The organism is Flavobacterium lacisediminis (assembly GCF_025909975.1).
GTDB classification, from domain to species: domain Bacteria; phylum Bacteroidota; class Bacteroidia; order Flavobacteriales; family Flavobacteriaceae; genus Flavobacterium; species Flavobacterium lacisediminis.
Map to the genome: position 1 here is coordinate 138,026 of NZ_JAPCIO010000002.1, position 14,882 is coordinate 152,907.

13 protein-coding genes are annotated in these 14,882 nt (G+C 33.0%); 10 read left to right on the plus strand and 3 right to left on the minus strand.

What is annotated here, in order from left to right:
* Positions 1-133: 133 nt before the first annotated feature.
* From OJ995_RS03215 to OJ995_RS03250, 8 genes are all read left to right on the plus strand, one after another.
* Positions 134-1,483, plus strand: coding sequence for a Na(+)-translocating NADH-quinone reductase subunit A (locus OJ995_RS03215; protein ID WP_264368125.1), 1,350 nt, complete (start codon positions 134-136; stop codon positions 1,481-1,483).
* A gap of 5 nt (positions 1,484-1,488) precedes the next feature.
* Complete coding sequence (locus OJ995_RS03220; protein ID WP_264368126.1) at positions 1,489-2,655, plus strand: NADH:ubiquinone reductase (Na(+)-transporting) subunit B; 1,167 nt, start codon at positions 1,489-1,491, stop codon at positions 2,653-2,655.
* A 2-nt stretch (positions 2,656-2,657) separates the two neighbouring features.
* Positions 2,658-3,341: an NADH:ubiquinone reductase (Na(+)-transporting) subunit C gene (gene nqrC, locus OJ995_RS03225; RefSeq protein ID WP_264368127.1), complete on the plus strand. Its 684-nt coding sequence runs from the start codon at positions 2,658-2,660 to the stop codon at positions 3,339-3,341.
* 5 nt (positions 3,342-3,346) lie between these two features.
* The gene (locus tag OJ995_RS03230; protein ID WP_264368128.1) at positions 3,347-4,012 is read left to right on the plus strand and encodes an NADH:ubiquinone reductase (Na(+)-transporting) subunit D; all 666 of its coding nucleotides are present in this window, start codon (positions 3,347-3,349) and stop codon (positions 4,010-4,012) included.
* Positions 4,013-4,017: 5 nt separating this feature from the next.
* The gene (nqrE, locus tag OJ995_RS03235; protein ID WP_264368129.1) at positions 4,018-4,776 is read left to right on the plus strand and encodes an NADH:ubiquinone reductase (Na(+)-transporting) subunit E; all 759 of its coding nucleotides are present in this window, start codon (positions 4,018-4,020) and stop codon (positions 4,774-4,776) included.
* Between the two features lie 25 nt (positions 4,777-4,801).
* Positions 4,802-6,103 carry an NADH:ubiquinone reductase (Na(+)-transporting) subunit F gene (gene nqrF, locus OJ995_RS03240; RefSeq protein ID WP_264368130.1) on the plus strand — a complete coding sequence of 434 codons (1,302 nt, stop codon included), beginning with the start codon at positions 4,802-4,804 and terminating at the stop codon, positions 6,101-6,103.
* 80 nt (positions 6,104-6,183) lie between these two features.
* A complete protein-coding gene (locus tag OJ995_RS03245) occupies positions 6,184-6,549 on the plus strand; it encodes a DUF8840 domain-containing protein (RefSeq protein WP_284698658.1) in 366 nt (121 codons plus the stop codon).
* On the plus strand, positions 6,524-7,540 hold the full coding sequence (locus OJ995_RS03250) for an FAD:protein FMN transferase (RefSeq protein ID WP_264368131.1): 1,017 nt from the start codon (positions 6,524-6,526) through the stop codon (positions 7,538-7,540). Before OJ995_RS03245 ends, OJ995_RS03250 begins: the two co-directional genes overlap by 26 nt.
* Before the next feature lie 34 nt (positions 7,541-7,574).
* On the opposite strand, the gene OJ995_RS03255 is transcribed toward OJ995_RS03250, so the two are convergent.
* Together OJ995_RS03255 and map are read right to left on the minus strand one after the other, a co-directional pair.
* Positions 7,575-8,339, minus strand: coding sequence for a class I SAM-dependent methyltransferase (locus OJ995_RS03255; protein ID WP_264368132.1), 765 nt, complete (start codon positions 8,337-8,339; stop codon positions 7,575-7,577).
* Positions 8,339-9,157 (minus strand): type I methionyl aminopeptidase, encoded by an 819-nt coding sequence (map, locus tag OJ995_RS03260; protein WP_264368133.1) that lies wholly within the window; start codon positions 9,155-9,157, stop codon positions 8,339-8,341. Before map ends, OJ995_RS03255 begins: the two co-directional genes overlap by 1 nt.
* Before the next feature lie 179 nt (positions 9,158-9,336).
* Here map and OJ995_RS03265 point away from each other — a divergent pair, with 179 nt between their 5' ends.
* On the plus strand, positions 9,337-10,614 hold the full coding sequence (locus OJ995_RS03265) for an acetyl-CoA hydrolase/transferase family protein (protein ID WP_264368134.1): 1,278 nt from the start codon (positions 9,337-9,339) through the stop codon (positions 10,612-10,614).
* A gap of 216 nt (positions 10,615-10,830) precedes the next feature.
* Positions 10,831-11,166, plus strand: coding sequence for an RNA-binding regulator (gene rbp, locus OJ995_RS03270; protein WP_264368135.1), 336 nt, complete (start codon positions 10,831-10,833; stop codon positions 11,164-11,166).
* 72 nt (positions 11,167-11,238) lie between these two features.
* On the opposite strand, the gene OJ995_RS03275 is transcribed toward rbp, so the two are convergent.
* The gene (locus tag OJ995_RS03275) at positions 11,239-14,844 is read right to left on the minus strand and encodes a T9SS type B sorting domain-containing protein (RefSeq protein WP_264368136.1); all 3,606 of its coding nucleotides are present in this window, start codon (positions 14,842-14,844) and stop codon (positions 11,239-11,241) included.
* Positions 14,845-14,882 lie beyond the last annotated feature (38 nt).

Below are 14,882 nucleotides of genomic sequence, written 5' to 3' on the forward strand. Positions count from 1 at the left end.
ATATTAATATTACTTAATTTAGAATAATTATAAATAAAGCAAATCTCCAACTTTATTTTTGGTAAGCTATTATGTATTTGATTAAATTTGCACGTTTTATAGTAAATTTTTTAACAATCATATCTTCAAAAATATGTCAAAAGACATTCGAATTAAAAAAGGTTTAGACCTTAAGTTGAAGGGTGAAGCAGCTCAAAAGATAGCTGATGCCACTCGCTCGAAAGTCTATGCTGTTAAGCCTTCTGACTTCCATGGAGTTACTCCGAAAATGGTAGTAAAAGAGGGGGATAACGTTAAAGCGGGAGAAGTAATTTTCTATTCTAAATCGGATGAGAAAGTTAAATTCGTTGCTCCTGTAAGCGGGAAAATTCAAGAAATCAAACGCGGTGAAAAAAGAGTCATTTTAGAGATTCTTATTGCTGCTGATTCTCAAGATGTTTTCGTTGAGCATAGCAAGAAAAATCCTAACGATTTATCAACAGAAGAAGTAAAAGCACATTTGTTAGCTTCAGGTTGTTGGCCATTTATCAATCAACGTCCTTATGATGTGATTGCTAATTCAGCTGATTCACCTAAAGCTATTTTTATTTCAGCTTATGCAACTGCACCGTTAGCGGCAGATGTTGAGTTTGTTTTAGAAAACAAGTTGCAAGCTTTTCAAACTGGTATCGATGCTTTAGCAAAATTGACATCAGGAAAAGTTCATTTATCTGTTAAAGGTAAAGGGAAATCAATTTTTAAAGACGTTAAAGGAGTTTCTTTACACCAAGTGTACGGACCGCATCCTGCTGGAAATGTTGGTGTTCAAATTGGAAAAATTTCGCCTATTAATGCAGGTGAGAGAGTTTGGACAGTAACGCCTCAAGATGTTGCAACAATTGGTGAATTATTTTTAACTGGAAAATTCAATGCAACAAGAACTGTGGCTTTAGTAGGTTCTGAAGTTAAAGACGCTCAATACTATAATGTAATTTCTGGTGCTGCTATTGCCGATTTAGTTGCTGGTAAAATTGAAGGAGATAACGTGAGAGTTATTTCTGGAGATGTTTTAACTGGTACTAAAGTAAAAATGGATGGAAATTTAGGTTTCTTAAGCAATACAGTAACTATTATTCCTGAAGGAAATGTTTACAGAATGTTTGGATGGATGCCATTCGCTTCGCCAAGTGTTCACAGTGCATCAAGAACAGGATTATCATGGTTAATGCCAGGTAAAAAATATGCGCCTAACACCAATTTGAACGGTGAAGAAAGAGCTTTAGTTGTAACAGGAGAAATGGAAGCAGTTATGCCTCTTGATATTTTTCCAATGCAATTATTAAAAGCTTGTTTGGCAAGTGATATCGATAAAATGGAAAGCTTAGGAATTTACGAAGTAGCTCCAGAAGATTTTGCTTTAATTGATTATACTAACACATCTAAATTAGAAGCGCAACAAATCATTCGTGAAGCTCTTGATTTAATGATTAAAGAAGTAGGATAATAGCTATGAAGTTTTTAAGAGATAAAATAGACCAAATTAAAAAGCCTTTTGAGAAAGGGCAAAAATTTGAAAAATTTGCACCTGCTATCAATGCATTAGATACATTTTTATATGTGCCTAATCATACCACAAAGCACGGAGCTCATATTAGAGATGCTGTAGATTTAAAGAGAACCATGATTACTGTGGTTTTAGCTTTAGTTCCAGCATTATTATTCGGAATTTATAATGCAGGTTACCAACACTTTATTCAATTGAACGAAGGTGTTTTACCTCCATTTATGGATATCTTCTTACACGGATTGTGGAAAGTATTACCAATGATTATTGTATCGTATGCGGTAGGATTAGGTATTGAATTTGCTTTCGCAATTTTTAGAGGTCACGAAGTTAACGAAGGATATTTAGTATCTGGATTGTTAATTCCAATGGTTATGCCAGTTGACTTACCTTTATGGATGTTAGCTATTTCAGTTGCTTTTGCAGTTGTGATTGGTAAAGAAGCTTTTGGAGGAACAGGAATGAATATTTTCAATCCAGCTTTATTAGCGCGTGCTTTCGCATTCTTTGCTTATCCTACATTTATGTCGGGAGATAAAATTTGGGTTAGTGAGGCAAGTACTACTGATGCAATTTCAGGAGAAACTATCTTGGGTTCATTAGCACAAGGAAAAGAAGTAGCTTATTCTACTATGGATATGTTCTTAGGTTTTATTCCAGGTTCAATTGGAGAAACTTCGGTTTTAGCTATCTTAATTGGTGCATTTATTTTGATTGCAACTGGTGTTGGTAGTTGGAAAATTATGGTTTCTGGAGTAGTGGGAGCGGCATTAACAGCAATGATGTTCAACGCTGTTGGGTTAACTGCTTTAATGAACTTTGATTGGATAAATCATTTAGTAGTTGGAGGTTTTGCTTTTGGTATTGTATTCATGGCAACTGATCCAGTTTCTGCAGCTCAAACCGATAAAGGAAAAATCATCTACGGTTTATTAATAGGATTCTTTAGTATTATGATTAGAGTTTTCAATCCTGCTTACCCAGAAGGAGTAATGTTAGCTATCTTATTAATGAACACTTTAGCGCCAACAATTGATTATTTCGTAGTAAATGGAAACATTTCTAAGAGAAAGAAAAGATTGGCTAAGTCTAAACAATTAAAATCTGCATAGTCATGAATAGAGAAAGTAACGGATATACGTTTTTGTTTGCGACTGTAATGGTAGTGTTAGTAGCTTCTGCTTTAGCATTTGCTGCAACTGCACTTAAGCCAGACCAAGACGCAAACATTAAGAAAGAGAAAATGCAGTACATTCTAAAATCGTTTGGAGTAGCTGTAGATAGAGATGCTTCGGAAGTAGCATATAAAAAACACATTATTAGTGAAGTGGTTTTTGATGAGAACGGAAACGAAATCAGTAAAGATGCTTTTAATGTTGATATCGCTAAAGAAAAAGGGAAATTCCCAATTTTCAATGCTGAGAAAGACGGTAAAAAGTTCTATGTTATTCCAGTAAGAGGAATGGGATTATGGGATGCTATCTGGGGTTATGTTTCAGTTGACGAAAACTTAAAAGTAGATGGTATTGTATTTGACCATAAAGCAGAAACTCCAGGTTTAGGAGGTGAAATTACACAAGATTATTTCCAAAAAAGTTTTATTGGTGAGAATGTATTTGATGCTAACGGAAACTTACAAGGTTTAAAAGTAGTTAAAGGATATCAAGGGAAAGACAACAAAGCCGATGGTGAAGTTGATGCAATTTCTGGAGCTACTTTAACAGGAAATGGTGTAACCGAAATGTTAGTTAGAGGTTTAAAACCATATGAAAAATATTTAAAATCTAATAAAAAATAATCGTCATGGCAGATAACAACAAAGAAGGATTATTTTCAAAAAGTAATATTAAATTAATTACGAATCCATTTAATGACGATAACCCAGTAACGGTTCAGGTATTAGGTATTTGTTCAGCTTTAGCGGTAACAGTTCAAATGAAAAACGCCTTTGTAATGGCGCTTTCTGTAACTGCGGTTGTAGCTTTTGGTAACGTAATTATATCATTATTAAGAAACTTAATTCCAAGTAGAATCCGTATCATTGTTCAGTTGGTTGTAGCAGCAGCTTTAGTAATTTTGGTTGACCAAATTTTGAAAGCGTATGCGTATGATATCAGTAAACAATTATCAGTATTCGTAGGATTAATTATTACCAACTGTATCTTAATGGGACGTTTTGAAGCATTTGCTTTAGGAAACAAACCTTGGCCTTCATTTTTAGATGGTTTAGGAAACGGTTTAGGGTATGGAATCATTTTAATGGTTGTAGCATTTTTCAGAGAATTATTAGGTTCAGGAAAATTATTCGGAATCGAAATTCTTGGAAATTCTGTTGAAAAAACAAAATTATATTCAACAGGATATGTTAACAACGGATTCATGTTATTAGCTCCAATGGCTTTAGTGATGGTAGGTATCGTAATTTGGGTACAAAGAGGAATTAACAAGAAATTAATCGAGAAAAAATAATAGCTATGTTTGAATATATCAATATATTTTTAAAATCAGTTTTCATTGATAACATGATTTTTGCATACTTCTTAGGAATGTGTTCATTTTTGGCCGTTTCTAAAAAAGTATCAACAGCTATAGGTCTTGGAATTGCTGTAACCTTTGTACAAGTAATTACGGTTCCATTAAACTATTTAATCTATCACTATGTTTTAGGTGCTGGTGCATTAGCTTGGTTAGACCCATCATTTGCTGAATTAGATTTAAGCTTTTTAACTTTCATTTTGTTCATCGCTTCTGTAGCTACAATGGTACAGTTAGTAGAAATGATTGTTGAGAAATTTTCACCTTCATTATATAACTCATTGGGTATTTTCTTACCACTTATTGCTGTAAACTGTGCTATCTTAGGAGGTTCATTATTCATGCAACAAAGAGTTGATGGTGGAACTTACTCTTCATTAGGACACGTTGTAACTTTCGGATTTGCATCTGGATTAGGTTGGACAATTGCTATTGTGGCAATGGCAGCTATCCGTGAAAAAATGGAATATTCTAACGTATTAGCGCCGCTAAGAGGTTTAGGTATTACTTTTATCTTAACAGGTTTAATGGCTATTGGTTTTATGAGTTTTGGTGGAATTGACCTTAACGCATTAAACAAAAAACCAGAAGTAAAAGTAACAACTCCAGCTCCAGCTGTTGTTGAAACTCCTGTAGTTGATTCAGTTCAAGTAGCTGTAGATTCTGTAAAAGTAGATTCAACTCAAGTAGTTAAATAATAGTATAACATTAAAAATTGAACTCATGTTTAGTATAACAGAATTAATTACATATTCAATTTTAGCTTTCTTAGTGCTTATTTTACTAATGGTGTTTATGCTATTATACGCTAAATCAAAGTTGGTAAACTCAGGTGCAGTAAAGATTAAAATTAACGGTGAAAACGAAATCGAAGTAGGTGGAGGAAGTACGCTTTTAACTACTTTAGGAAATAGTAAAATCTTCTTACCATCAGCTTGTGGTGGTGGAGGTTCTTGTTTACAATGTAAATGTAAAGTATTAGAAGGTGGTGGTGAACCATTACCAACAGAAATACCTAACTTTTCACGTAAAGAATTAGCAGACGGATGGAGATTAGGATGTCAAGTTAAAGTAAAACAAGACATGGTAATCGAAGTGCCAGAAGAAATTTTTGGTATCAAAAAATTCGAAGCAAAAGTATATTCTAACTACAATGTAGCTTCTTTTATTAAAGAATTTATTGTTGAGTTACCAGAAGATATGCACTACGAAGCGGGTGGATATATCCAAATTGAAATCCCTAAATGTGAAGTAAAATTCTCAGATATGGATATTATGGCGCACCCAGAAGAACATCCTGGTGATCCTGAAAAATTCAAAGCGGAATGGGATAAGTTCAAATTATGGCCATTAGTTATGAAAAATGACGAATTGGTTGAAAGAGCTTACTCAATGGCTTCTTACCCTGCAGAAGGAAGAAAAATTATGTTGAACGTTCGTATTGCAACGCCTCCTTTTGATAGAGCTACAAACGATTGGATGAAAGTAAACCCAGGTATTGCTTCTTCATACGTTTTCTCAAGAAAAGCAGGTGATCCAGTAGTAGTTTCTGGACCTTACGGAGAATTCTTCATCAACGAATCAGAAGCTGAAATGTTGTATGTAGGTGGTGGAGCAGGTATGGCGCCAATGCGTTCGCACTTATATCACTTATTCCGTACAGTAAAAACAGGAAGAAAAGTTACGTATTGGTACGGAGGTCGTTCTAAACGTGAATTGTTCTACACAGACCATTTCAGAGCGTTAGAGAAAGATTTTCCAAACTTTAAATTCTATTTGGCTTTATCTGAACCACAACCAGAAGATAACTGGAAAGTGAAAGAAGGAATCGACGGAGAAGGTGACGGATTCGTAGGATTTATTCATAATGTGGTAATTGATAATTATTTATCAAAACACGATAATCCAGAAGATATTGAATTGTATTTCTGTGGTCCACCAATGATGAACAAAGCAGTTCAAAAAATGGGTGAAGACTTCGGTTTAGATCCAGAAAACATTAGATTTGACGACTTTGGAGGTTAATCCAAATTTTAAATACCAAAACCGATTCAGAAATGAGTCGGTTTTTTTATGCATTCAAATAGAATAACTACCTTTGCATCATGGAACCATTATCACTACAAGACTTACATCATTTGGCCATGAATCACGTGGGAAAAGAACTCGAAAAACAAGGATTTGAGTTCATTGCTATTAACAGCCAATTGAAAAAACATCCGCAATTTGTTTGTGTAGATAAACCTACGAACACTTTGCATTTTGTAATGGTACAAGCCGTTACGTATCCAGATAATCCTGCCGAATACGATGTTTTGTTTATGGAAACCTTCATCAATCACGCCAAAGGAAAAAAAGCTAAGGTGTTGTATGCTGGAGTTGGTTTTGCCAATGCAGAAGATTTCGAGAAGCCGGTTTTTAAAAATCAAGATTATATTTTAAATTATGAAGGAATTAAAGAGATTTTGTAGTTTTTTGGTTGTAGCTGTGTTATTAGTTTCATGTGATAAAGCCACAGATTTTCATATCATTCAAGGTGAAGCACAAGGAAGCACCTATTCTATAAAATATATTGCATCAGAAGAAAAAGTAACTAAAAATCAAATCGACTCGTTGTTAACTGCTTTCGATTTGTCGCTTTCAACATACCGACCAGATTCTAAAATTTCTAAAATAAATGCTGGTGATTCAACTGTTGTAGTTGATATTTTTTTTACAGAAACATTCCAACTTTCGAATCAAATTTATAAAGAAACGAATGGTTTATTCGACCCAACAATTGGTGTTTTAGTGAATGCTTATGGTTTTGGACCAAATAAAAAGCAAGAAAATTTATCTCAAAAACAAATAGATAGTTTGTTGCAATTTGTAGGTTTTGATAAGATTACTTTAAATTCAAATAAAACCATTTCAAAAAAACATAAAGAAACTTTCATCGATTTCAATGCAATTGCTCAAGGTTATTCCGTTGATGTGGTCGTAAATTATTTAAAATCGAAAGGAATTGAAAATGCTATTGTTGAAATTGGAGGTGAATTATTCGCTTTAGGAAAAAACACGATTGAAAATAAGAATTGGGTAGTAGGAATCGACGACCCATTACAAAAACCAGAAGAACGCACTTTAATGGCCAAAGTAAATTTAGAAAACTTAGGAATGGCAACTTCAGGTAATTATCGTAAAGTTATGATTGATGAAAAAACAGGTAAGAAGTTTGTTCATATTATAAATCCAAAAACAGGATTAGCTCAAAAAAATAATGTGCTAAGTGCAACTGTTCTTTCAAAATCATCCGCTATTTCAGATGGGTATGCCACTGCTTTTATGTTAATGAGTTTAGAGGAAAGTAAATCATTTCTTCAAAAACATCCTGAATTGCGTGTAATGCTTTTGTATGCTGATGCAGACAACAAGATGCAACAATTTACAACAGATAATTTTAAATCTTTGATTAAAGAGTAATAAAAAAGGCTTTCAAATTTGAAAGCCTTTTTTATTACTTATAACAAACTGGAATAATTTCCCCTTTTGCTAAACAATATTTTTCTACTAATTCGGGAGCTATTGTTTTAGTGTAATCTACTTCGTCTACTTTAAAACCAATGCTTCTTAGTTTATCAAAGTAATCTCTTCCATAAACTCTTACGTGATCGTATTGTCCGAAGATTTTAGCTCTCTCTTTTGGATCAGTAATCGAATCATCTGCAAAAGTGGTGGCTCTTGATAAATCTTGTGGAATTTGAAAGATTCCCATTCCACCCGGTTTTAAAACACGATATAATTCTTGCATGGCTTTTGTATCATCAGGGATGTGTTCTAAAACATGATTACACAAAATCATATCATATGAATTGTCTTCAAACGGCAAATTACATATATCTGCTTTAACATCAGCTAAAGGTGAAAACAAATCGGTAGTGGTATAATCTAAATTCGATTGTTTTTTAAAACGCTTGTAAAATTCTTGCTCAGGTGCAAAGTGTAATACTTTTTTTGGTGCCTTAAAAAAATTGGTTTCGTTTTGTAAATACAACCACAACAAACGATGTCTTTCTAAAGAAAGTGTGCTAGGTGATAGAACATTGTTTCGTTGTGTTCCATAACCATATGGTAAAAACATACGAAAGCTTTTCCCATCAATAGGGTCAGTAAAACGACTTCCTTTTAATAAAAAAGCCAAAATAGGACGCACAACAATACTAAGCCGAATTAATATCGGACGAGGAATAGTGTTTAATATAAGTTTGAATAGTTTTTTCATTATAGTACTAATGGTTTTTGTCTCAACCCATCTTCTTCATTACTCACAATTCCCAAAGCATCATAGATGTAAGCAAAAGTGGATAACAATTCAGGTTTTCCGTTTACAATAGCAACATCGTGTTCAAAATGAGCACTTGGTTTTCCGTCGGCAGTTGTGATTGTCCAGCCGTCTTTATGTTGTTTGATGTTTTTGGTTCCCATATTAATCATCGGTTCGATTGCGATAACCATTCCGTTAACTAGTTTTTTTCCGCGACCTCGTTTCCCATAATTAGGAACTTCTGGATCTTCGTGCATTTTTCTACCTAAACCATGTCCGCATAATTCACGAACCACACCATAACCATGACTTTCACAGTATTGTTGAATTGCATGTCCGATATCTTCTACACGATTACCTACTTTAGTTTCGCGAATACCAACGTATAAAGATTCTTTAGTGATTTGAAGTAGTTTTTTTGTTTCTGGAGCCACTTCACCTACTTCAAAAGTATAGGCATGATCGCCATAAAAACCATTTTTCAACGCACCACAATCTACCGAAATAATATCGCCATCTTGTAACGGAACATTGTTAGGAATACCATGAACTACTTGTGTGTTTGGACTCATGCAAAGCGAATTTGGAAAACCGTACATTCCTAAAAATGCAGGCTCAGCTCCGTGAGAACGAAGAAAATCTTCCGCTAATTTATCTAAATACAAAGTAGTTACGCCAGGTTTAATTTCCTTAGCAATCATTCCTAATGTTTTAGAAACAATCAAAGCACTTTCGCGCATCAATTCTATTTCTTCAAGGGTTTTAAGTACAATCATAATACAAAATTTCGTGGCAAAAGTACGAATTCGAGTTCAATTATAAGTACAATTTCAAAATTCAATTTCAATTTACTATTACCTCTTGCCTTTAAACCAAAACCTTTAATCAAATATGAGAATTGTCATATTTTATGCTTAAATTCCAACATAAATTTGCAGCATAAATTTCATTAGGTATGGGAAAATATGTAACCGCAGCGGAAGCTGTACAAGTAGTAAAAAGTGGTGATAGGGTATATGTTCAGGCAGCTGCCGCTACACCAACAATCTTAACGCAAGCATTAACCGAAAGAGCATCAGAACTCAGAGATGTAGAAATATGTCATTTACATACAGAAGGTGATGCCCCTTATGCTAATCCTGAATTAGCTGAAAGTTTTCACGTGAATTCTTTTTTTATTGGAGCTAATGTGCGTCATACGTTAAAAGCGGGAAATGGTTCGTATACACCGGTTTTTTTAAGTGAATTGCCATTATTATTTCGTAAAAATGTAGTAAAATTAGATGTGGCATTTATACATGTTTCTCCTCCAGACAGTCATGGCTATTGTTCGTTAGGAGTTTCGGTTGAAGCTTCGGTAGCAGCTATTGAAAATGCGAAAATTGTTATTGCTCAGGTGAATCCACAAATGCCAAGAACTTTTGGTGATGGAATTTTGCATGTTTCGGAAATAGATTATTTAGTAGAAGTTAATGTGCCAATTTTTGCTCATGAAGTAACTCCATTTACATTTGAAGAAGAAAAAATCGGAACTTATGTTGCTTCTTTAATTGAAGATAAAAGTACACTTCAAATGGGAATTGGTTCTATTCCAAATGCGGCTTTGAGTAAATTAACCAATCACAAAGATTTAGGATTACATACAGAAATGTTTTCAGATGGTGTTATCGATTTAATAGAAAATGATGTCATTAATTGTAATTATAAAGGAACTTTAAGAGGTAGAGCATTGGCAACATTTTTAATGGGTTCTAAACGTTTGTATGATTTTGTGGATGATAATCCGTTTATTGAAATGAAAGAATCTTCTATGGTAAATGATACAGCCCGAATTAGAAGAAATCCAAGAATGGTTGCTATTAATTCGGCTATTGAAGTAGATTTAACAGGTCAAGTTTGCGCGGATTCAATTGGTAGTACTATGTACTCTGGAGTAGGTGGTCAGATGGATTTTATTCGTGGAGCATCATTAAGTGAAGGTGGAAAAGCGATTATTGCACTTCCATCTACTACTAAAAGAGGTGAAAGTCGAATTGTTCCTTATTTAAAACAAGGTGCTGGAGTTGTAACTACAAGAGCACACGCTCATTATATCATTACTGAAAATGGTATTGCTGACTTATATGGAAAAACACTTAAACAACGTGTAACAGAATTAGTTAAAATTGCGCATCCAAATCATCAAGAAGCGGTTGAGCGTGCTTATTATGAAATGACAGGTTGCCATAAATAATAAAAGTTGAGTTAGAATAGAAAGACAATCGAAAGGTTGTCTTTTTTATTGAAACTTCTTTAAAGAAAATCAAAACGAATTAAATTTTTTTCAAAAATATAACCTTTTGATTTTGAATTTTTTAGCTAAAAAGGCTTGTTTTTGAAAATAAACCAAACTTTAACCTTTTCACAACATTAAATAGTCTACCTTTGTCAGGAATTAAATTTTTCATAGATGAACATTTTTGTAGGAAGTCTTCCTTTCAGTGTAGAGGAAGCAGATTTAAGAGGTTATTTTGAAGAGTATGGAGCTGTTGAATCAGTTAAAATTATCTCTGACAAATTTACCGGAAGAAGTAAAGGATTTGGATTTGTTGAAATGACTAATGATGCTGAGGCTCAAAAAGCAATCGACGAATTAAACGGTGGAACTATCGAAGGTAGAAAAATCGTTGTTAACAAATCTGAACCAAAACCAGAAGGCGAGAGAAGAAGTTTCGATCGTAACGCTGGTGGAAGTAGAGGCGGTTACTCTAACAATAGAGATAACAACTCAAGAGGTCGTTACTAATATATTTTTTGGATATAAAACGAAAAAAAGCCTTCGCATTGCGAAGGCTTTTTTATTACTCTATTTTTTCATTTATCGGATTAAACTAAAATGTCCTTTAAATTCTTTCGTAATATTATCGTTAGTGTATTCAATCGTAAACCAATAATCAGTTGAAGGAAGCGGCTTACCGTTTAAAGTTCCATTCCAGCCTTCCCCATTCGGATCAATTTCTGCAATTAATTTACCATATCGGTCAAAAATTCTAATTATAGAGGCATCTAAAGCATTACTTCCTTTAATATTCCAAGTGTCGTTGTATCCATCCCCATTTGGAGTGAAGTAATTTAGAAAATCTACGACTGTAAAATGAGCACTAACTTCTCCACAACCAAATTTATTAATTACTGTTAACGTATAATCTCCACCTGGAATGTTTGTAAATACATTACTAGCTTGAAAAGACGACCCATTTATTGAATATAAGTAATCGTTAGATGCTGGAGTAACCATTGCTGTTACAGTATTGTCAGTTCCAAAAGCAATTAGTTCATTTGGTGTTATGGTTAAGCTATTAGGAATAATTGAATTTTCAGTGCTAAAATTAAATGTAGATGAACAATTGGCAGCATTTGAAATATTAGTAACCACAACCGAATATTGTCCAACGGTTGATGTTGTAAATGAAGTATTGGTTTCTCCTAAAATTTCATTACCAGTTAAAGCGTCGTAGCCTGTAAACCATTGAAAACTATAATCTGTTGAATTCAATAATGTTTTAATTTCTACAGGATAAGTGATGGAGTTTAATTGGTCGATACAAATAATGTAAGGTTCTTTTGAAAGTTTATTTTCTGGAAATGGTCTTACATAAAGATCTAATTCTAATATTTTAAAACAAGCTATTCCAGTTTCACTATCAATATTGGTTCTACTATTTAAGCGAACATATATTTTTTGAAAATTGATGGTTGTGTTTAAAAAGTTATTAGGCGAAAAAATGCGATTACTTGCATTAGCATTTGCTAATGCATCAGCTAACTCTTTGTAGTATCTAAATTCAATGGTATTAATTGGTGTTGCAGCTGCCATTTGAACCTCTCGAGAAGTTAAATCGAAATATTCAAAACCAGAATCATTACATAATTCTAGTTGAGTAGGATTTGTATTACTTCCTGGCAAAGCCATAACTACAAGAGTTAGAGATGTAAACGATTCACATGAATTATTTGTTGGGTTAACAACTTTACAAATGATTGTTGTAGAAGCACTTGTGTAATTGTCAGGTGTAGTAATTGGATTATTTGCTAATAAATCTGCATTATTTGCGTAGAAAGTTACTTGATAATTAGTGTTTCCATTTCTAATTTGAGCTATTCTACTGTTCAAATCAAAAGTTGCGGTAACATCACCACAATGACGAATTGGAGATGGTTGCGTAATAATTGGATTTGGGAAAACAGTGATGTTGAAATTTACGATTGAAAAACATCCTGTTAATGTATCAAATAAACGAGCAAAAATAGTTCTTGTCCCTAAAGCTAATGGAAGTGGAATATTTTTATTAATTACAAAAACATTATTTTTTGCGTTATCAAATGTATTAAAATAAGAAACAATTACAGTAGGATTTTGTCCTACCAAAGCTTCTACATCTTTAGTGTTTAATAAAAAAGAATCTAAAAGACAAATTGATTCATTATTTATTATATTTTGAAAAGGCGCTTGGGTAACAACTACTTCAAAAGTACCAATTCCTTCGCAACTTTGTGTTGCATTTGAAATTACTCGAGTGTAGATAATTGATGTTCCAACAGGTATTTGGCTTGTGTTATTTTGACCATTTAATCCTGTTGACGCATCTGATGTGTTCAAATGAAATGAAATAGTTACATCAGAGCTTGGGAAATAAGTGTTTTTAATTAAAATTCGTTGCGCCTCAAAATTTATAAATCCATAATTTTGATTAATTTCAGGACATACTGCTGGAATATTTGGATAGTTAGCAACACTAGTGGGATTAATCTGAAGAACAAAACTTCCAGTATTTAATGATGTACAATTTGGAACTACATTTTCATTAACTGCTTTTACATATATTGTTTGTAAAAAAGGAAAACCAGTATTAATATAATTTGTTGGATTATTGATTAGTTGTGTTAATCCTGCGTCAGAATAAAAGTATAGGGTTAATCCAGGGATGTTATTTGTAAAATAATTATAAAGTTGCAGTAAATTGGTTTCTGCAATACCATCAAGAGTATTATTGATGTAATCGCATTGTTCTAAAATTGTTGAAACAGTATTAATAACTGGTAAAGCATTAATAGTTATCGAAATTGTGTTAGAAGTATTTGTACAAGTTCCTTGTTCTGAGCTTTCCAAATAATATTGAGATGTACTATTTAGTGCTTGGTTAAATTTATTTACAGTATAAGTTGAACTTGTAGCTCCTAATATCGCTATTCCATCTTTATACCATTGGTAAGTTACCCCAGTATTGATACTAGAGTTTGTATTTGTAGAGGTTATGGTATAAGAATCATTCTCACAAATTGTAGCATTAGATGAAATTTGAATATTTGGATTGGCAATAATTCGAATTGTATTAGAAATGGTTTCTGAACAAGGAGAATTGCTAACTTTTACATAATAATCGCCTGGTAAAGTAGGTGTAAAAGTATCTGTTCTAGCACCATTAATAGGACTGTTATTAAGGTACCATTGAAAATACATAATATCAATGATAAGGTTTAAATCATTTAAGTTGTCAATTGATGTAGTTAATTCTGGATTAGTATTCAAACAAACTGTATTAGAATTTGCAATACTAATTTCTGGTTTTGTATGAAACTTTATTTTAGCCTGAGCTTCACTTATTATTAAATCAGTTATATTACCAGTTGGATTTACTGTTATATCATAAGCGGTTGTTGCTACTTTGTAAAGTCCACTTTCGGTAACAATCAAACTACTGGTAGAAGATGTTGAATTAGAAATAGCATTAACTTGTATGCCATCTTTAAACCAAGTATAATTGAATCTTAGATTGCTAGGAATGCCTGGAAAATCTGAAATATCAATTGTAGCTACAATTTCTTTAGAATCTGGTTTGCAATAGTCTAAATTAGTTAATAGTGAACCATCTGTATTATTTAAACTTACAGAAGATAAGAAATCACAATTTGTACTTCCTGTTCCGCCAATTTGAGATACAGTAATGTTACCAGCTTGCCCAGAATAATTATCAATAACAATTACATATAAATCACCTTCATTGCTATTAGGTATGTTAACTGTTTCAACCGTGTCGGGCAAGTAACTACAATCTGCTTCATTGGTAGTGTTAAGCTGATTGCAAATGTTATTTAAATTTGAAAAAGGTCCCCATAGAACAAAATCAACATCGGTTCCGATACCAGATAAATTTTGTTGGCTAATCTGTAAAACTACATTTCCTGGAGAATCGATTTCAATAAAAAACCAAGTTGGGCCAACATATTGGGTTGGAATACAAGTTGAGTTAAAATTTTCTCCATTAACTCCAACGGAACTACTAAAAGGGATACTAGTAGCGCATGATTGGTAAGCTGCTGGATTAGCAGCAAGTTCTGCACAAGAAGAAGCACCTCCTTGCGCGAAATTTTTCACACTCAATAGAAGTAGAAAAATTAATAAATTAGAAATTTTGTTTTTCATTTCAATAGTTTGGGAGTGCTAATTTATTAATTTTTTTG